Raw genomic sequence first — 18,310 nt, 5'->3', positions numbered from 1 at the left:
CCGGGGTTCAGCCATGACAGATCAATCCTCAAACCAGATGTGGGGCGGCCGCTTTGCCGCTGGCCCTGACGCGATCATGGAGGCAATTAATGCCTCGATCGGGTTTGACAAGCGTATGGCAGCCCAGGACATCGCAGGCTCAAGAGCCCATGCCGCCATGCTGGCCGCGACAGGCGTCATTACGGATAACGACGCCGAGGCCATTCGGGAAGGGCTACTCACGGTCTTGTCAGAGATCGAAAGCGGCAGCTTCCAGTTCTCTACCGCGCTGGAAGACATCCATATGAACGTCGAAGCGCGCCTGAAAGAGGTGATCGGAGAGCCCGCCGGGCGTCTGCACACCGGCCGGTCGCGCAATGATCAGGTGGCGACCGATTTCAAACTCTGGGTGCGCGATCAGTTCGACGCTGCCGAAAAAGGCCTGCTGGCGCTGATCAAGGCGCTGGTCGATCAGGCCGAGGCAGGCGCTGACTGGGTGATGCCCGGCTTTACCCACCTGCAGACCGCGCAGCCGGTGACCTGGGGCCATCACATGATGGCCTATGTGGAAATGTTCGGCCGCGATCTGTCCCGCGTGCGTGATGCCCGCGCCCGGATGAACGAATCGCCCCTGGGTGCGGCGGCGCTGGCTGGCACCTCCTTCCCCATCGACCGTGACATGACCGCATCGGCGCTGGGCTTTGACCGGCCTGCGGCAAACTCGCTCGATGCCGTGTCGGATCGTGACTTTGCGTTGGAGTTCCTGAGCACCGCATCGATCTGCGCCGTGCACCTCAGCCGTTTTGCCGAAGAGCTGGTGATCTGGTCCTCGGCTCAGTTCCGCTTCGTGACGCTCTCGGATCGCTTCTCCACCGGCTCCTCGATCATGCCGCAGAAGAAGAACCCGGATGCGGCCGAACTGATCCGCGCCAAGGTGGGCCGGATCTTTGGCGCCAATACCGCGCTGATGATGGTGATGAAGGGCCTGCCGCTCGCCTATTCCAAGGATATGCAGGAAGATAAGGAACAGGTCTTTGATGCAGCCGACAACTGGATGCTGGCGCTGGCTGCGATGGAAGGCATGGTCAAGGATATGACTGCCAACCGCGAGTCGCTGGCTGCCGCCGCAGGTTCGGGTTTCTCCACCGCCACCGATCTGGCCGACTGGATGGTGCGGGTGCTGAAGGTGCCCTTCCGCGATGCCCACCATGTCACCGGCGCCTTGGTCGCGATGGCCGAGGGCCGTGGTTGCGATCTGCCTGACCTCAGCCTTGAGGACATGCAGGGCGTGCACGAAGGCATCACCGAGGATATCTTCACCGTTCTGGGAGTCGAAAACTCGGTCAACTCGCGCATGTCCTATGGTGGCACCGCGCCCGCGCAGGTGCGCGCGCAGGTGAAACGCTGGAAAGAGATCCTGGCGGGCTAAGCAGGCCTTTGCCGAGATCCTGTGGCGGGGGCGCTTGTGATTGGCCAGCGCCCCGCCCATATTGAACGAATACCCACCCGAGCCGAGGGCTTCTCTCCGATGCGCGTTCTTGTTTTTCTTTTCGTTGCAGCCACAACACTCGCGGCCTGTGGCGTGGATGGAGAGCCGGTGCGCCCCACACTCAATGCCGGGGTCGGGGTCTCTACCAGCGGTGTCCATGCCGGGGGCAGCGTTGGTGTTCAGCAGGGACCGTTCAGCCTTCTTCTGGGCTTCTGATGCCTTCGCGCGCGGCCTGCGCCGTCCTCTGGCTGCCGGTCGTGGTCGCTTTGGCGGGATGTGAGCCGCTGGCCCCTGAACGCACCACGAATACCGCAAGCGGTAGCTCTGCGTCTCAGACACCCGGGTCGGGTGTGACAGTTTCGGGGTACGCCCGGGTTGGCGTTTCTATCGGGAACTGAACGCCGAAACCTTTGTACCGGCACGATTTGAACAAATCCCAGCATAGTGATCGCCCAGCGACCGGCTGCCATATTGCGGTCCGATGGCGTCCTGCTGGCAGGAAGTAAGGAAAAACTCGAACGGCCCCCAGACATGACGCGGGGTGCAACGTTTCATCACTGATAGGGCCGCATGGCCCAGCCACAGCGGCAGGTGGGTGATCCGGGCGGGTTTACCGAGGGCGTCAAAGGCCAGTTCTGCGATCTGATCGAGGCTCAGCACCTGGGGGCCGCCGATCTCCACATCCGCCTCCCCGGCTTCGATGGCATCAAGAATGGCACAGGACAGATCGAGGGCATGAATCGGGTTGATCCGCACCGATCCGTCACCGATCAGCCAGACCCGGCCCTTTTTCGCCATCGACAGGATCTCTTCCATATCGGCAAAGAACCCGTTGGGGCGGATGACGCACGCCTGCAGCGGGGCGGTTTGCAGCACGCCAACGAACCGCGATTTGGCCGCCACCAGATCAGAGGTGGGGGTGCCCCGGGTCAGCACATGCACATAGGCAAACTGACCGACCCCGGCGTTCACCGCCTCTTTCAGCAGGTTGAGGTTGGCCTGATAATCCACATCCAGATAGGTCACACGGTCGGTCTGCCGGGTCAGCCCCAAAGCCGAGACAACGAGTTCCACCCCATCCATAAGTCCGCTGAGGCTGGCCGGGTCGGTGGCCTCTGCGGTGACGATTTCAACACCTCGGGGAAACCCGGACGTATCCGAGCCGGACCGGACCAGTGCCCGCACGGAGTAGCCCCGGGCCGACAGTTGCGCCACCAGATGGCGCCCCAGATGGCCAGTTGCACCGGCGACAAATGCAATCTTCTGATTTTCACTCATTGACACTAATCCATTTTTGACCAATTGGTCAGATATAGCGCGCTATCTAGGGGCCGCATGACTGACCCGCAAGTCATTTATATGCCGGGACAGGTCAACCCCGCTATGCATTCCGTGCAATCAGGCCCAAAAGGAACGGCAATGCCGAAGATCGTCGACAAGGATAAAATGAGGGCTGAGATCCTCGAGGCGGCGATGATGTGTTTTGCGCGCACGGGCTATCAGGCCACCAAAATGACCGATATTGCCAGGGCCGCGGGCGTGGCCAAGGGCACGCTCTATCTTTATTGCGACGGCAAGGATGACCTCATCCTGAGCTTGATCGGGCAATATTTCGACGGGCTGAGGGGCCAGATTACCCTGCTGCCCGCCCCGCAGACGCTTGAGCTTTATCTGGATGGCCTGCGCCAGACGGTGATCCTGGCGCAGCGTGATATGACATCGCTGATCTTTGAAGTGCTGGGACCGGGGTTCAAGGATCCCCGTGCCGTAGAGATCATTGACGGATTTTTCGATTGGCTGGCCCGGCACTGGGCAGAACATTTCGCAGATCTTGCCAAAGCGCAGGAAATCCGCGCTGACTGCGATCCGATGGCGTTGGCGCGGGCGGTGATCGCGATGCTGGATGGGGTTTTCCTGCATCTGAGCCTGTTCGATGCGGGGTCCAAGATCGCCACCCTGCGGCGCGAGACCGCCTTTACCATGATCGCATCGGGGCTGCGGGGATAAACGCGCAGTGGACAACGCTGTAGCAGGACAAATTCCATTGATCCGGCGGCCTCTTTTGGTCTAATCGCCAAGGCATGGATCATTTTCTTTACCGCGATGGCGCGCTCTGCGCCGAGGACGTTCCGGTGGCTGAAATCGCCGCCGCCGTAGGCACGCCGTTCTATGTCTATTCCACCGCGACGCTGCTCAGGCATTTCCGCCTGTTCGACGAGGCGCTGGAAGGCACCGAGCATCTGGTCTGTTTTGCGATGAAGGCGGCCAGCAACCAGGCCATCCTGCAGACGCTGGCGCAGGCGGGCGCGGGCATGGATGTGGTCAGTCAGGGCGAATACCTGCGGGCCAAGGCGGCTGGTGTGCCGGGCGACAAGATCGTCTTTTCCGGCGTTGGCAAAACGGCCGAGGAAATCCGCTGCGCCCTGTCCGGTGGCATCCGCCAGTTCAACGTGGAATCCGAGCCCGAGATGGAGGTGATCAACGCGGTCGCTCTGGAACTGGGCACCCGTGCGCCGATCACCATCCGCATCAACCCCGATGTCGATGCAAAGACCCACGCCAAGATCGCCACCGGAAAATCCGAGAACAAATTCGGCATCCCGATTTCCCGCGCCAGCGAGGTCTACGCCCATGCCGCCAGCCTGCCGGGGCTGGAGGTGATCGGGATCGACGTGCATATCGGCTCGCAGCTGACCGAGCTGGCCCCGTTCGAGGCCGCCTATCAGAAGGTTGCGGAGCTGACCGAGACCCTGCGCGCCGAAGGTCATGACATCCGCCGCCTCGATCTGGGGGGTGGGCTTGGCATTCCCTATACCCGCTCGAACGAGGCGCCGCCGCTGCCGATGGAGTATGGCGCCCTGATCAAGCGTACGCTGGGCCACCTCGGCTGCGAGATCGAGATCGAACCGGGTCGCCTGATCGCGGGCAATGCCGGGCTAATGGTCAGCAAGGTAATTTATGTGAAATCCGGCGAGGGCCGTGATTTCCTGATCATCGATGGGGCCATGAACGATCTGATCCGCCCCGCCATGTACGAGGCGCATCACGATATCGTGCCGGTGATCGAACCGGAGCCGGGCGTCGAAAGCCAGCCTTATGATATCGTCGGGCCGGTCTGCGAATCCGGCGATACCTTTGCCAAGCAGCGCGATATGCCGCCGCTGGCTGCCGGGGATCTGATCGCCTTCCGCAGCGCCGGAGCCTATGGCGCGGTGATGTCGAGCGAATACAACTCGCGCCCCCTGATCCCCGAGGTACTGGTGCATGGGGATCAATTCGCGGTTATTCGCCGACGTCCGACCTTTGACGAAATGATAAACCGCGATACCATTCCGGAATGGCTCTGATCGCGGCTGCGGACTTTTCGCGGTCGGGGCACCCCCGCAACCGCGCCCGCACCCGCGCAGAGAGGCATCGCCGAAATGGCCGCATCCGACGCTGCATTCCCCCCCAAGGCTGACCCGCGTCTGAAACCGCTGCGCTGGCCCCTGCGCCTGACGCGGGCGGGCATGATCGCGGAGCAGCTGCTGCGCGCCCTGTGGCCTGCGGCCTCGGTGCTGATGCTGGCGCTGGCGGCGGTGATGCTGGGGCTGCACGATGAATTACCGGTCGAACTGGTCTGGTCTGGTGCCGTGCTCAGCGTGCTAGCGCTGGGGCTGGCGCTCATCTGGGGCATCAAACGGTTTTCCTGGCCAAGCCATGCGGCGGCGCTGGCGCGGCTGGACGCAACCCTGCCGGGGCGACCAGTCAGCGCGCTTCTGGATAGTCAGGCGATTGGCGCTTCCGACCCGGCCTCGGCGGCCTTGTGGCAGGCACATCAGCGGCGCATGGCGACAGCGGCGCGGCAGGCCCGCGCGCCCTCTCCAAATCTGAAAATCGCAGCGGCGGATCCCTTTGCCCTGCGGTATATGGCGCTGCTGGCGCTGGTCGTGGCGCTGGTCTTCGGCTCGTTCTGGCGGGTCAGCAGCCTCAGTGGCATGACACCGGGCGCGGCCTCAGCGATGAACGGGCCGACCTGGGAAGGCTGGATCGCACCGCCGCGTTACACGGGCCTGCCGGTTCTTTACCTCAACGATCAGCCTGCCGGAGAGCTGACCCTGCCCGAGGGCAGCCAGATCACCCTGCGGTTCTATGGTGAGATCGGCGCATTGACGCTGGATGAAACCGTTTCCGCCCGCACTGGCGAACTACCCCCGGCGACCGATCCGCAGCAGGAATTCGAGGTCCGTCAGGAAGGCCAGCTGGCCATCGCCGGGCAGGGTGGGCGCGATTGGCAGGTCACGGTGACGCCGGATGCACCGCCTGCAGTTGCGGTGGCGGGCGCGCCGGATCTAGGCCCCGAAGGCGCGCTGAACCTGCCCTTCGCGGCGCAGGATGATTACGGCGTTGTCGGCGGAACCGTGCGGATTTCTCTGGACCTTGCGGCGCTGGACCGGCGGCACGGGCTGCAGATCGACCCGGACCCGCGCGAGGATATCGTACTGGACCTGCCGCTGCCTCTCACTGGCGGGCGCAGCGATTTTACCGAACGCCTGATCGAGGATTTCTCGCAGCATCCCTGGGCCAATTTGCCGGTCACTTATACCTTCACTGCGCAGGACGCGGCGGGGCAGAGCGGCACAGCGGCTCCATTTGGCGCGCCGCTGACAGCGCGGCGCTTTTTTGATCCGCTGGCCGCTTCGGTAGCCGAGCAGCGCCGTGATATCCTTTGGGCGCGGGCCAATGCGCCGCGGGTGGCGCAGATCTTTCGGGCGGTGTCGCATCGCCCCGATGGGATTTTCCGCGATGCGGGCAGCTATCTGCGCCTGCGCGGCATTCTGCGGCGGCTCGAAAGCCATCTGGCGGCAGGCGCACTGACACCCCTTGCGCAGGAAGACATCGCAGCGGCGCTGTGGGATCTGGCCATCGCGCTCGAGGAAGGCGATGTGGGCGACGCGCTGGAGCGGATGAAACGCGCTCAGGAGCGGCTGAGCCAGGCCATGCGCGAAGGCGCCAGCGATCAGGAGATCGCCCGCCTGATGCAGGAGCTGCGCGAAGCAACCGATGATTACCTGCGCCAGCTGCAACGGCAGGCCGAACAGAACGGCGAGATGATGGAACCGGGTGAGATGCCCGAGGACATGATGCAGCTCAGCCAGGACGACCTGCAGGCGATGATGGACCGCATTCAGGAACTGATGGAACAGGGTCGCATGGCCGAGGCCGAGCAGGCCCTGCGCGAACTCCAGCAGATGATGGAAAACATGCGCATGACCCGCGGCCAGCAAGGCCAGCAGGGCGGCGATCAGGGGCGGCAGGCCATGGAAGGTCTGGCCGAGACCCTGCGCGAACAGCAGGGCCTCTCCGATCAGGCCTTCCGCGATTTGCAGGAACAGTTCAACAGCGATGCACAGCGCGGTCAAAGCCAGGGCAACGAGGGCCGCAACGGCGGTCAGGGCCGTGGACAGAGCCACGATGGAACCGGCGGTACCGGTGAGGGTGGCGAACAATCCGGCCAGCAGCAGGGTGGCGGCGGCGATCCGGGACAAAGCCAGCCGGGGCAGGGCGGCTCTGGCGCGGATGGCAATCCCAGCGCGGGCGATCTGGCTCAGCGTCAGCAGGCCCTGCGGAACGAGCTGGAACGTCAGCGTGACGGCCTGCCCTTTGGGGGCGAGGAAGGGCGCAATGCCCGCGATGCGCTGGATCGGGCAGGCCGCGCCATGGAGGGTGCCGAAGAGTCGTTGCGGAACGGCGATCTGGCCGAGGCCATCGACCAGCAATCCGATGCGATGGAGGCCCTGCGCGAAGGCATGCGCTCGCTTGGCGAAGCCATGGCACAGCGCCAGCAGCCGGGACAGAACCAGGGACAGCAGGGACAGGCCCAGCCCAATGGCTCGGCCGAGGGGCTGGATCCGCTGGGACGCGCCAGCGGCATGGACAATGGCGATAGAGGTGCGGTTCCGGACCGGGGTTCGGCGCATGGCCGGGCCTGGGATCTGTTGGAGGAAATCCGCCGCCGGTCGCAGGATCGCAGCCGTAGCGAGGAAGAGCGCAACTATCTGCAGCGGCTGTTCGACCGGTTCTGAAGCCGCTAGGGGGGAATTGAGACCCTATGCACGGCATTCCCTAAGGAAATGACGGTCTCAAACGCAGTTGATCAATGCGCCTGCTGGACCAGCGGGGTGATCAGGGCTGCGGTGTTTGCAGCGCCTTGACCTGCGCATCCAGCCACAGCCGTGCCTGATCGACCCAGGTGACATAGCTGCTGAGGTAAGGATCGGCCTGCGGTACCGCCTCGGCGATCTTGGCTGCGTTGGTGTAGATCATCATCAGGATCAGCGCGAGCAGGATGGTGAGCGCAAAACCGCGTGCAAAGCCGCTTTTGCGTGGCACTGGCGTGTCCTCGGTAGCGGCCTGAACGGCGGCGGCATCCCCGGCGCGCAGGGTCGAGTTGATCTCTTCGATATCCGGCAGCACGCCCCGGCGTTGTCCGCTGGCTTCGGCTGCCAGTTGACGCGGGTCCTGCCCCTTGATCCGGGCCATCCGGTCCTTGGCCTGACGGGCGCGCAGGGCCTGTTCGTTTTCGGGCAGATCATCCAGACCCAGATTGGGCTGGCTCTCCAGCCCCTGTGCAGGCGCAGAGGCCGCGCGGAGGGAGGCTTCGCGCTCTGCCTCTTCGCGCAGGATGTCCGATAGCGCCGGGTCCAGGCCCCGCTGCCGCCGCGCGGCGCGTTCGGCTTCGTCGTCCATGTCAGGGGCGGGGGCAGGCTCTTCCGGCTCGTCCTCTTCCTCGGCTGGCAGCTCCTCGGAGGTGGTCAGATCCTCTGCCGCCTCGGGCATCTGCTCTTCTTCAACATGGGGAGCGTGTTCTGGGGAAGGTATTTCCTCGGCTGCGGCCTCTGATGTGATGGCTTCTTCTGTGGCGACCTGTTCGGATACCTCTGGTGTGCCCTCAGGCTCTGGGGCTGTGTCCTCGGCCACAGGGGGCTCTGCGCTGGCGCCTGCAGCGGGCTGGAACCAGGTGGTGCCGCAGCTGGAGCACTGAACATCGCGTCCTTCTTCCGGGATAACGTCATCCGGCACTTCGTACTGGGCAGCGCAATTCGGACATGTCAGGCGCATTCTCGGTCTCCTTGGACCCGGAGTCTTCCGGGTGCAATTCAGCGGTATTTTCAAATGACCATAGGGAGTTCGGGGCCATCAAGGAAGGGGCAATTGCGCGGGGCGCCGCGCACGCGGGCGTGACCGGCGGCGCCCGCACGGCTGCGGGCCATTGAAACTGGCGGTGCTCTGAGGCAAAACGAGCAAGCAGCACCAGGGGGACGCCGTGATCGAGCTGGACAACGTAGGCTACAATTATGGCGGCGGAGAGCTGCTGAGCAATCTGTCGATGCAGCTGGCGCCGGGATCCTTCCATTTCCTGACTGGTCCTTCGGGCACCGGCAAGACAACCCTGCTGAAGCTTTGCTATGGAGCGCTGACCCCGACCTCGGGCCGGGTGCGCGTCTTCAACATGGATGTCAAAGGGCTGGACCGGGACCAGATGGCCTTTCTGCGCCGCAGGGTCGGCGTGGTGCATCAGGATTGCCGGTTTCTGGACCACCTGCCGGTGATCGAGAATATCGCTCTGCCGCTGACCGTCTCGGGGCGGGATCTGGGGCAGGAGCAGGCGAACCTGCGCGAATTGCTGAACTGGGTCGGGCTTGCGGAGCGCTCGGATGCGCTGCCGCCAGAGTTGTCCGGCGGCGAACGCCAGCGTGCGGCGCTGGCGCGGTCGGTGATCCTGTCGCCGGATGTGATCATCGCCGACGAGCCGACTGGGAACGTCGATTGGGAAATGTCGCAACGGCTGCTGCAATTGCTGGTCGAGCTGAACCGCATGGGCAAGACCATTCTGGTGGCGACCCACGATCTGTCGCTGATCCGGGCGGCCAAGAACCAGGTTCAGGCCCGGGTACTGAGGATTTACGACAAACAGCTGCATCTTGCGGGAGCGGATCTATGAGCAGGGACGGCTTTGGCGGGCGCCTGCGGGCGCTGATCAGCGGCGATGCACAGGCCGACCGGGTGGTGCCCCCCAGTGGCTTCACGGCGCAGCTGACCCTGTTTGCTGCCGGGGCGATGGCGTTCCTGGCGGTCTTTGCGCTGGCGCTGTCGCTGGCCTCGGGGCGGCTGGCGGACCGTTGGGCGGATGAACTGGCCCGCGCCGCGACCCTGCGCATCAATGCTCCCGCCGAACAGCGTGCCGCCCAGACCGAGGCGGCCCTGACCATTTTGCGGCAGACGCCGGGCGTGGCCTCGGCACGCGCCTTTACCCCCGAGGAACAGGCGGCGCTGTTGGCGCCCTGGTTCGGCGCCTCGGTGCCGATTGATGCGCTACCGGTGCCGCAGCTGATCGAGGTGATCGAGGATGATCCCGGCTATGATGCCACCGGCCTGCGCCTGCGCCTGCAGGCCGAGGTGCCCGGTGCGGTGCTGGACGATCACACCCGCTGGCGGGCGCCGCTGGTGGATGCGGCGCAATCGCTTCGGCGTCTGGCGGTGGTGTCGATCCTGCTGATCGGTGGCGCCATGGGGGCGATGATCTCGCTTGCGGCCAATGCGGCGCTTGCGGCCAATGCCCAGGTGATCGAAGTGCTGCGCCTTGTCGGCGCACAGGACAGCTATATCGCGCAGGCCTTTATCCGCCGGTTTACCCTGCGGGCCTTCAGTGGCGCGGTTGTGGGGATGGGATTTGGCATGTTGGGTGTCTGGCTGATGCCGGCCGCCTCGGACGAGGGCGGCTTTCTGACCGGGCTTGGCTTTCAGGGCTGGGGCTGGCTGCTACCGCTGGTCATTCCGGTGCTGGGGGCGCTGGTGGCCTATGTGGCGACGACCCGCGCGGCCAACAAACGTCTGGGAGAATTGACGTGAAGGATGCAATTCAATGGCTGCGCTCGCTGCTGTTCGTGGGCCAGATCTATCTGATGATGCCGGTGATTGGCCTTGCCTTTGCGCCCTGGGCGATCTTCAGCAAGCGCGGTGCGCGCGTCTGTTGCAAGACCTATTCGCGCTGGGTGTTCTGGAGCGCCCGCTGGATGGTCGGTATCCGCTGCGAGGTGCGCGGCACCCCGCCATCGGGTGAAGCGCTGATCGCGGCCAAGCATCAGTCGTTCCTTGATATCATGATGATCTTCACCGCGCTGCCAACGGCCAAGTTCATCATGAAAAAGGAAATCCTGCGCACCCCGGTGATCGGCCAGTATGCCAAGCTGTTGGACTGTGTGGCGGTGGATCGGGGCAAGCGCGGCGCCGCCATCCAGAAGATGGTTGCCGACGTGCATGCCGGGCGGCAGGAGGCGGGCCAGTTGGTGATCTACTCGCAAGGCACCCGCGTGGCCCCAGGCGTGAAGGCCGAGTATAAGGTCGGCACCGGCGTGCTCTACGAACAGTTGCAGCAAACCTGCGTGCCGGTGGCCACCAACGTCGGTGTGCTGTGGCCGCGCAAGGGCATTATGCGCCGCCCCGGTGTCGCGGTGGTGGAGTTCCTTGACCCGATTGAGCCGGGCATGGCGCGGCAGGAATTCATGAAGATATTGGAAGACCGGGTCGAAGAGCGATCCGATGCATTGATGCGCGAAGCGGGGTTTGAACCGGATGGATTACATCGAAACACTTGAAGATCTGGAGGCGCTTTACGGGGAACCGGGAGCGCCTTCTTTACGAAAAGTGGCGCGTCGGATGACGCCGCTCTATCGCAAATGGATCATGGCCTCGCGCCTGTGCGTCCTCTCGACCGTCGGTCCCGAAGGCACCGATGCCAGCCCGCGCGGCGATGATGGTCCCTGCGTGCTGGAGCTGGACCCCGGCACCCTGGCGCTGCCCGATTGGCGCGGCAACAACCGGATCGACTCGCTTCGTAATATCGTGGTGGATCCGCGGGTGTCGCTGATGTTCTTCGTGCCCGGATCGAACAACGTGGTGCGTCTGAACGGTCAGGCACGGATCACCGCAGATGCGGATCTGCGCGCCCGGTTCGACCGGCAGGGTAAACAGCCCGCCACCGTGTTGGTGATCGCCATCGACGAGATCTACAGCCAATGCGCCCGCGCCCTGATGCGGGCGGGAACATGGGCCGCAGGCGACGAGAGTGAGGGGCTGCCCAGCATGGGCGAAATCCTGGCCGAGCAGACGAATGGCGAGGAGGGTGGCAAACCCTATGATGACGCCTGGGGCGCACGGGCGGCTGCGACCATGTGGTGAGAGGGCAGGAGCCAGCGCGGCCTGCGTATTCTGCACCGGGCCTGCTAAATGAAAACGCCCCCGCAGCATGTTGCGGGGGCGCTTGTTTTTGGTCAAAGGGCAGGCTGCCCTCATATGCCTGGTGTCAGGCGTGGATAGCACCGTCGCCGCAGGCCAGGGCCGCTTCGCGCACGGCCTCGGAGTAGGTCGGGTGCGCGTGGCAGGTCAGGGCCAGGTCCTCGGCAGAGGCGCCGAATTCCATGGCAACGCAGATCTCGTGAATCAGATCACCGGCGCCGGGGCCGATGATGGCTGCGCCCAGAATGCGGTCGGTTTCCTTGTCCGCGATCAGTTTGACGAAACCTTCGCCCTGGTGCACGGCCTTGGCGCGGCCATTGCCCATGAAGTTGAACTTGCCGACCTTCAGCTTGCGGCCCTCGGCCTTGAGCGCGTCCTCGGTGGCACCGACGGTGGCAACCTCAGGCGTGGTGTAGACGACACCGGGGATCACGCCATAGTTCACGTGGCCATGCTTGCCCGCGATCACCTCGGCCACCGCCATGCCTTCGTCTTCGGCCTTGTGGGCCAGCATCGGACCCTCGATCACGTCGCCGATGGCGTAGATGCCTGGCACGTTGGTGGCCCATTTCGCATCGGTCGCGATCTGGCCGCGTTCGGTCAGCTTCACCCCCAGCGCATCCAGCCCCAGCCCCTCGGCGTAGGGTTTGCGACCGGTGGCGACCAGCACCACATCGGCGTCAAGTACCTCGGCATCGCCGCCTTTCTTGGGCTGGTAGGTCACCTTGCCCTTGGTCTTAGTGGTCTCGACACCCTGAACGGCGGCGCCCATGATGAAGTTGAGGCCCTGCTTTTCAAGGATCCGCTTGAAGGTGCGCTGCACGTCCTTGTCCATGCCGGGGCAGACCGCATCCATATACTCGACGACCGTGACTTCAGCGCCAAGGCGGGCATAGACCGAGCCAAGCTCCAGTCCGATGACGCCGGCACCGATGACGACCATCTTCTTCGGGACCTTGGGCAGCTCCAGCGCGCCGGTGCTGTCCACCACGATGCCCTTGTCGTTGTCGACCTCGACGCCGGGGAGGGAGGAGGGAACCGAGCCGGAGGCGATCACGATGTTCTTGGCCTCGTGCACGTCGTCACCAACCTTGACCTGACCGGCAGCGGGGATCGACGCCCAGCCTTTCAGCCAGTCGATCTTGTTCTTCTTCATCAGGAATTCGACGCCACCGGTGTTCTGGCCGATGACATCGTCCTTGTAGGCCTTCATCTGGTTCCAGTCGACGGACGGCGATTTGCCCTTGAGACCCATCTTGGCAAAGTTGTGCTCTGCCTCGTGCAGGGAGTGCGTCGCATGCAGCAGCGCCTTGGACGGGATACAGCCCACGTTGAGGCAGGTGCCGCCAAGGGTTTCACGCCCTTCGACGATAGCGGTCTTCAGACCCAGCTGAGCGCAGCGGATGGCGCTGACATAGCCGCCGGGGCCGGCGCCGATGATGATCACGTCATAGGAAGCCATGGGAGGTCCTTTCGTTGGAACTAAGGAGAGGGCAGGGGCAATGGTCACGCATCGCCAGCGGCCCGTATTCGGGAATATGAGGAGGAGCGCCGCGCATCAGATCAGCGCCGCGATGAGCATGAGGGTGGTGGCCAGGAAGCCGACCGACCAGACGACCGACCGCCAGGGCGTGAGGCCGAATGCATAGGCGGGCACATAAAGCACCCGGCTCAGCAGATAGACCCAGCCGCAGGCGGCGGTGAAGGGGGTGGACTGGCCACCAAGGGTCACCACCACACATGCGATGGTGAAGAGGATCAGCCCTTCGAAGTGATTGTTCAGCGCCCGTTGTAGGCGGCCTGCCGTGCCGGTCAGTTGCACCGGCGTGTCACGCGGCCCCATTGCTACCTTAGGGCCGACCTGCCGGTTGGCGGTGATGGAATAGGCGAAGAACTGCAGAACCTGCAGCAGGGCGGCAAGTGTGAGGGCGGTGAGTTCAGCGGTCATTCCTAGCCTCTTCGTTTGCCCGGCAGTGCCGGGCAGCGCCCGACCCTCCCCACGGGAGGGCGCTTTCGCACCCACCCAGGGTCGGGCGCTGCCCTAAGTTCTTTACAGATCCATCAGCAGGCGGCGGGGATCTTCCAGGGCTTCCTTGACGCGCACCAAGAAGGTCACGGCGCCTTTGCCGTCGACGATGCGGTGGTCATAGGACAGCGCCAGATACATCATCGGGCGGATTACCACCTCACCATTGATGGCCATCGGACGGTCCTGGATCTTGTGCATACCCAAAATACCCGACTGCGGCGGGTTCAGGATCGGCGAGGACATCAGCGAGCCATAGACACCGCCGTTGGACAGGGTGAAGGTGCCGCCCTGCATTTCCGCCATCGACAGCTTGCCGTCACGGGCGCGCTTGCCTTTCTCGGCGATTGCCTTTTCGATCTCGGCAAAGGACATGCTGTCCGCATCGCGAATGACCGGAACCACGAGGCCGGTGGGGGTGCCGGCGGCAACGCCCATATGCACGAAGTTCTTGTAGACGATGTCGGTGCCGTCGATTTCGGCGTTGACCTCGGGAACCTCTTTCAGCGCGTGGCAGCAGGCCTTGGTGAAGAAGGACATGAAGCCGAGACGCACGCCGTGCTTCTTCTCGAACTGGTCCTTGTACTGATTGCGCAGGGCCATCACCTCGGTCATGTCCACCTCATTATAGGTGGTCAGCATGGCGGCGGTGTTCTGGCTGTCCTTCAGACGCTTGGCGATGGTCTGGCGCAGGCGGGTCATCTTCACCCGCTCTTCGCGTGCAGCATCGTCGGCAGCAACCGGTGCGCGCGGTGCGGCGGGGGCTGCTGCGGGCGCGGGGGCAGAGGCTGCGGCGGCCACGGCGCGGGCGACGTCATCCTTCATGATGCGGCCATCGCGGCCGGTGCCTTCGACATTGGCGGCGGAGATCCCGGCTTCGGCCATGGCCTTTTCTGCCGAGGGCGCATTGGCGACGTCCTTGGCCGCGGCGGCAGGTGCCGCAGCTGCAGCGGGCGCAGCAGCCGGGGCCGCCGCCACCGCAGCACCGGAGCCCGAGATCACGCCGAGTTTCGCCGAGGCATCCACGGTGGTGCCTTCGGGCGCGGTGATTTCGGCCAGAACACCAGCGGCGGGCGCGGGCACTTCGACAGAGACCTTGTCGGTTTCCAGCTCGCAGAGCATTTCATCCTGCGCGACAGTGTCGCCGACCTTCTTGAACCAGGTGGAGACGGTCGCCTCGGTCACGGATTCGCCAAGGGTCGGCACCATCACGTCGGTGGAGGCACCGCCGGCCGCGGCGGTGTCTTCCCCGCCTGCGGGGGCCGCTTCGGCCTGGGCTGCGGCCTTGGGCTGCGGCGTCTCGGAGCCGGCGCTGCCTGCTTCGGAGATATTCGCCAGCAGCGCATCAACGCCCACTGTGTCGCCTTCGGCGGCAACGATCTCGGCCAGCACCCCAGCGGCGGGGGCGGGCACTTCGACGGTGACCTTGTCGGTCTCCAGCTCGCAGAGCATTTCATCGGCAGCAACCGCATCACCGGGTTTCTTGAACCAGGTGGCCACGGTTGCCTCGGTCACGGATTCACCCAGGGTGGGTACGCGCACTTCGGTGGTCATATCTCTTTTCCTCAGATGCTCAGCGCTTCATTCACAAGCGCGGCTTGTTGGGCTTTGTGTTGGCTGGCCAGGCCCGTCGCGGGCGAAGCCGATGTGGCGCGGCCGACGTATTGGGGCCGGGTGTGCTTGGAGCCGATGCGGGTCAACACCCATTCGATGTTGGGCTCGATAAAGGTCCAGGCGCCCTGGTTCTTGGGCTCTTCCTGGCACCAGACCACTTCGGCATCCTTGAACCGCTCCAGCTCCTTCACCAAGCTGATCGCCGGGAAGGGGTAATACTGTTCGATCCGCATCAGGTAGATGTCGTCGATGCCGCGGGCGTCGCGCTCTTCCAAAAGGTCGTAATAGACCTTGCCCGAGCACAGCACGACACGCTTGATCTTGTCGTCGGCAGCCAGTTTGGTTTCCGAATTGCCGTGCTGGGCGTCATCCCAAAGCACCCGGTGGAAGCTGGAACCGGTGGTGAATTCCTCGGTCTTGCTGACCGCCAGCTTGTGGCGCAGCAGCGACTTCGGTGTCATCAGCACCAGCGGCTTGCGGAAGGTGCGGTGCAGCTGACGGCGCAGGATGTGGAAGTAGTTCGCCGGCGTGGTGCAGTTGGCGACGATCCAGTTGTCCTGTCCGCACATCTGCAGGAAGCGTTCCAGACGCGCCGAGGAGTGCTCGGGGCCCTGACCTTCGAAACCATGCGGCAGAAGGCAGACAAGGCCGGACATCCGCAGCCATTTGCTTTCACCGGAGGAGATGAACTGGTCGAACATGATCTGGGCGCCGTTGGCGAAATCGCCGAACTGGGCTTCCCACAGGGTCAGCGCGTTGGGCTCGGCCAGCGAATAGCCGTATTCAAAGCCCAGAACCGCGTATTCCGACAGGGCGGAATCGATCACCTCGTATTGCGACTGGCCCGCCCGGATGTTGTTGACCGGGTAGTAGCGTTCTTCGGTGTCCTGGTTCACGATGCCGGAATGGCGCTGCGAGAAGGTGCCGCGGGTGGAGTCCTGCCCGGCCAGACGTACCGGGTAGCCTTCGGTCAGGAGCGAGCCAAAGGCCAGTGCCTCGCCGGTGGCCCAGTCGATGCCGGCACCGTTTTCGAACATCTTGGCGCGTGCATCGAGGAAGCGACCGATGGTCTTGTGCACCGGGAAACCGTCGGGCAGGCGGGTCAGGGCACCGGCAACCTCGTTGAAGGTCTCTTCGCTGATCGAGGTCTGACCGCGCTGGTAGTCGTCCTTCTGCTTGTCCAGATGCGACCAGCGGCCATCCAGCCAGTCGGCCTTGTTGGGCTTGAAGTCCTTACCGGCTTCGAATTCCTCGTTCAGCTTGGCCTGGAAGGCGGCCTTCATGTCCTCGATTTCGCCCTCGGGGATCAGACCGTCCTTGACCAGACGCTCGGTATAGAGGCTGAGCGTGGTCTTATGGCTCTTGATGTTCTTGTACATCAGCGGGTTGGTGAACATGGGCTCGTCGCCCTCGTTGTGACCGAACCGGCGGTAGCAGAACATGTCGATGACCACGTCCTTGCCGAACTTCTGACGGAACTCGGTCGCGACCTTGGCGGCGTGCACCACGGCTTCGGGATCGTCGCCGTTGACGTGGAAGATCGGCGCCTCGACCACCAGTGCGTTGTCGGTGGGGTAGGGCGAGGAGCGCGAGAAATGCGGCGCGGTGGTGAAACCGATCTGGTTGTTCACTACGATATGGATGGTGCCGCCGGTCTTGTGACCGCGCAGGCCCGACAGGGCGAAACATTCCGCCACGACGCCCTGACCGGCAAAGGCCGCATCGCCGTGCAGCAGGATCGGCAGAACCTTGGTGCGGGTGGCGTCACTCTTCTGGTCCTGCTTGGCGCGGACCTTGCCCAGAACCACCGGGTTTACCGCCTCAAGGTGCGAGGGGTTGGCGGTCAGGGACAGGTGAACGGTGTTGTTGTCGAACTCGCGGTCCGAGGAGGCGCCGAGGTGATATTTCACGTCGCCTGAGCCGTCCACGTCTTCGGGCTTGAAGCTGCCGCCCTGGAATTCGTTGAAGATGGCGCGATAGGGCTTCTGCATCACGTTGGCCAGAACCGACAGGCGGCCACGGTGCGGCATGCCGATGACGATTTCCTCGATGCCGAGGTTACCGCCACGCTTGATGATCTGCTCCATCGCCGGGATCAGGCTCTCGCCGCCATCCAGGCCAAAGCGCTTGGTGCCCATGTATTTGACGTGCAGGAACTTCTCGAAACCTTCAGCCTCGACCATCTTGTTGAGGATCGCCTTGCGGCCCTCGCGGGTGAACTGGATTTCCTTGCCGAAACCTTCGATCCGCTCTTTCAGCCAGGAGGACTGCTCGGGATCCGAGATATGCATGTATTGCAGCGCAAAGGTGCCGCAATAGGTGCGCTTCACGATGTCGATGATCTGCCGCATCGAGGCGACCTGAAGCCCCAGCACGTTGTCGATGAAGATCGGCCGGTCCATGTCCGCATCGGTGAAGCCATAGGTTTTGGGGTCGAGCTCCGGGTGCGGGGTCTGGCCGCGCATGCCCAGCGGGTCCAGATCGGCGGCCAGATGGCCCCGGATCCGGTAGGCTCGGATCAGCATCAGGGCGCGGATCGAATCCAGCACCGCGCGTTGGATCTGTTCGTCCGAGACCTCAACCCCGGCCTTTGCGGCCTTTTCCGCGATCTTCTTGCCTGCGGCCTTGGCCTCCACCGGAGCGGGCCATTCGCCGGTCAGCGCACCGGTCAGATCGTCATTGGGCGCGGGCGGCCAGTCGCTGCGGGCCCAGGACGGGCCTGCGGCCTCGGCTTTCACGTCAAGCTCGGCATCGCCCATCTGGCGGAAGAACTCGGCCCAGGCGGCATCTACCGCACTCGGGTCATTGGCATACTGGGCATAAAGCTGCTCCAGATATTCCGCATTGTGTCCTTGCATGAACGAGGACGCATGGAAAATGTCATTTGGGCTTTGGTCGGTCATCTATAACTCCCGAAGAGTCGG

15 protein-coding genes are annotated in these 18,310 nt (G+C 64.0%); 9 read left to right on the top strand and 6 right to left on the bottom strand.

Annotation, left to right across the window (positions count from 1 at the left end):
- Nucleotides 1–13 precede the first annotated feature (13 nt).
- Together argH and SM766_RS06670 are read left to right on the top strand one after the other, a co-directional pair.
- Complete coding sequence (gene argH, locus SM766_RS06675; RefSeq protein ID WP_368947292.1) at nt 14–1,408, top strand: argininosuccinate lyase; 1,395 nt, start codon at nt 14–16, stop codon at nt 1,406–1,408.
- A 99-nt stretch (nt 1,409–1,507) separates the two neighbouring features.
- Nucleotides 1,508–1,684, top strand: coding sequence for a hypothetical protein (locus SM766_RS06670; protein ID WP_165832669.1), 177 nt, complete (start codon nt 1,508–1,510; stop codon nt 1,682–1,684).
- 168 nt (nt 1,685–1,852) lie between these two features.
- Here the strand turns inward: SM766_RS06670 and SM766_RS06665 are convergent, their stop codons facing one another.
- Nucleotides 1,853–2,746 carry an SDR family oxidoreductase gene (locus tag SM766_RS06665; protein WP_368947291.1) on the bottom strand — a complete coding sequence of 298 codons (894 nt, stop codon included), beginning with the start codon at nt 2,744–2,746 and terminating at the stop codon, nt 1,853–1,855.
- 141 nt (nt 2,747–2,887) lie between these two features.
- Between SM766_RS06665 and SM766_RS06660 the strand changes: the two genes are divergently transcribed.
- The 3 genes from SM766_RS06660 to SM766_RS06650 all read left to right on the top strand — a co-directional run bounded on the left by SM766_RS06660 (nt 2,888) and on the right by SM766_RS06650 (nt 7,533).
- Nucleotides 2,888–3,475: a TetR/AcrR family transcriptional regulator gene (locus tag SM766_RS06660; protein WP_368947290.1), complete on the top strand. Its 588-nt coding sequence runs from the start codon at nt 2,888–2,890 to the stop codon at nt 3,473–3,475.
- Between the two features lie 74 nt (nt 3,476–3,549).
- Nucleotides 3,550–4,815 (top strand): diaminopimelate decarboxylase, encoded by a 1,266-nt coding sequence (lysA, locus tag SM766_RS06655; protein WP_274831425.1) that lies wholly within the window; start codon nt 3,550–3,552, stop codon nt 4,813–4,815.
- A 75-nt stretch (nt 4,816–4,890) separates the two neighbouring features.
- A complete protein-coding gene (locus SM766_RS06650; RefSeq protein WP_368947289.1) occupies nt 4,891–7,533 on the top strand; it encodes a TIGR02302 family protein in 2,643 nt (880 codons plus the stop codon).
- 100 nt (nt 7,534–7,633) lie between these two features.
- Here SM766_RS06650 and SM766_RS06645 read toward each other — a convergent pair whose 3' ends face one another.
- Complete coding sequence (locus SM766_RS06645) at nt 7,634–8,569, bottom strand: zinc-ribbon domain-containing protein (RefSeq protein WP_368947288.1); 936 nt, start codon at nt 8,567–8,569, stop codon at nt 7,634–7,636.
- A 205-nt stretch (nt 8,570–8,774) separates the two neighbouring features.
- Here SM766_RS06645 and SM766_RS06640 point away from each other — a divergent pair, with 205 nt between their 5' ends.
- The 4 genes from SM766_RS06640 to SM766_RS06625 are packed head-to-tail and all read left to right on the top strand — an operon-like array spanning nt 8,775 to nt 11,689.
- A complete protein-coding gene (locus tag SM766_RS06640; protein WP_065273706.1) occupies nt 8,775–9,452 on the top strand; it encodes a cell division ATP-binding protein FtsE in 678 nt (225 codons plus the stop codon).
- On the top strand, nt 9,449–10,360 hold the full coding sequence (locus SM766_RS06635; protein WP_274831423.1) for a cell division protein FtsX: 912 nt from the start codon (nt 9,449–9,451) through the stop codon (nt 10,358–10,360). The genes SM766_RS06640 and SM766_RS06635 overlap by 4 nt, the downstream gene beginning before the upstream one ends.
- Nucleotides 10,357–11,106, top strand: coding sequence for a lysophospholipid acyltransferase family protein (locus tag SM766_RS06630; RefSeq protein ID WP_368947287.1), 750 nt, complete (start codon nt 10,357–10,359; stop codon nt 11,104–11,106). The genes SM766_RS06635 and SM766_RS06630 overlap by 4 nt, the downstream gene beginning before the upstream one ends.
- A complete protein-coding gene (locus tag SM766_RS06625) occupies nt 11,084–11,689 on the top strand; it encodes a pyridoxamine 5'-phosphate oxidase family protein (protein ID WP_368947286.1) in 606 nt (201 codons plus the stop codon). Before SM766_RS06630 ends, SM766_RS06625 begins: the two co-directional genes overlap by 23 nt.
- A gap of 124 nt (nt 11,690–11,813) precedes the next feature.
- On the opposite strand, the gene lpdA is transcribed toward SM766_RS06625, so the two are convergent.
- From lpdA to SM766_RS06605, 4 genes are all read right to left on the bottom strand, one after another.
- Complete coding sequence (gene lpdA, locus SM766_RS06620) at nt 11,814–13,208, bottom strand: dihydrolipoyl dehydrogenase (protein WP_368947285.1); 1,395 nt, start codon at nt 13,206–13,208, stop codon at nt 11,814–11,816.
- A 96-nt stretch (nt 13,209–13,304) separates the two neighbouring features.
- Nucleotides 13,305–13,694, bottom strand: a complete 390-nt coding sequence (locus tag SM766_RS06615; RefSeq protein WP_065272505.1) for an MAPEG family protein — start codon at nt 13,692–13,694, stop codon at nt 13,305–13,307.
- A 102-nt stretch (nt 13,695–13,796) separates the two neighbouring features.
- On the bottom strand, nt 13,797–15,326 hold the full coding sequence (gene odhB, locus SM766_RS06610; protein ID WP_368947284.1) for a 2-oxoglutarate dehydrogenase complex dihydrolipoyllysine-residue succinyltransferase: 1,530 nt from the start codon (nt 15,324–15,326) through the stop codon (nt 13,797–13,799).
- Between the two features lie 11 nt (nt 15,327–15,337).
- Nucleotides 15,338–18,289, bottom strand: a complete 2,952-nt coding sequence (locus tag SM766_RS06605) for a 2-oxoglutarate dehydrogenase E1 component (RefSeq protein ID WP_065272507.1) — start codon at nt 18,287–18,289, stop codon at nt 15,338–15,340.
- Nucleotides 18,290–18,310: the final 21 nt, after the last annotated feature.

This window comes from Pseudophaeobacter sp. A-200-2, from assembly GCF_041008815.1.
Taxonomy (GTDB): Bacteria; Pseudomonadota; Alphaproteobacteria; order Rhodobacterales; family Rhodobacteraceae; genus Phycobacter; species Phycobacter gallaeciensis_A.
The sequence above is the reverse complement of the archived record's forward strand: the minus strand, read 5'-3'. Positions and strand labels throughout refer to the sequence as shown.

Excerpts from the sequence above, each read along its gene's own strand:
- SM766_RS06670 (WP_165832669.1), top strand. The coding sequence starts at position 1,508 with ATGCGCGTTCTTGTTTTTCTTTTCGTTGCAGCCACAACACTCGCGGCC.
- lpdA (WP_368947285.1), bottom strand. The coding sequence starts at position 13,208 with ATGGCTTCCTATGACGTGATCATCATCGGCGCCGGCCCCGGCGGCTAT.
- SM766_RS06635 (WP_274831423.1), top strand. The coding sequence starts at position 9,449 with ATGAGCAGGGACGGCTTTGGCGGGCGCCTGCGGGCGCTGATCAGCGGC.
- argH (WP_368947292.1), top strand. The coding sequence starts at position 14 with ATGACAGATCAATCCTCAAACCAGATGTGGGGCGGCCGCTTTGCCGCT.
- SM766_RS06665 (WP_368947291.1), bottom strand. The coding sequence starts at position 2,746 with ATGAGTGAAAATCAGAAGATTGCATTTGTCGCCGGTGCAACTGGCCAT.
- SM766_RS06660 (WP_368947290.1), top strand. The coding sequence starts at position 2,888 with ATGCCGAAGATCGTCGACAAGGATAAAATGAGGGCTGAGATCCTCGAG.
- odhB (WP_368947284.1), bottom strand. The coding sequence starts at position 15,326 with ATGACCACCGAAGTGCGCGTACCCACCCTGGGTGAATCCGTGACCGAG.
- SM766_RS06615 (WP_065272505.1), bottom strand. The coding sequence starts at position 13,694 with ATGACCGCTGAACTCACCGCCCTCACACTTGCCGCCCTGCTGCAGGTT.
- lysA (WP_274831425.1), top strand. The coding sequence starts at position 3,550 with ATGGATCATTTTCTTTACCGCGATGGCGCGCTCTGCGCCGAGGACGTT.
- SM766_RS06650 (WP_368947289.1), top strand. The coding sequence starts at position 4,891 with ATGGCCGCATCCGACGCTGCATTCCCCCCCAAGGCTGACCCGCGTCTG.
- SM766_RS06645 (WP_368947288.1), bottom strand. The coding sequence starts at position 8,569 with ATGCGCCTGACATGTCCGAATTGCGCTGCCCAGTACGAAGTGCCGGAT.
- SM766_RS06625 (WP_368947286.1), top strand. The coding sequence starts at position 11,084 with ATGGATTACATCGAAACACTTGAAGATCTGGAGGCGCTTTACGGGGAA.
- SM766_RS06605 (WP_065272507.1), bottom strand. The coding sequence starts at position 18,289 with ATGACCGACCAAAGCCCAAATGACATTTTCCATGCGTCCTCGTTCATG.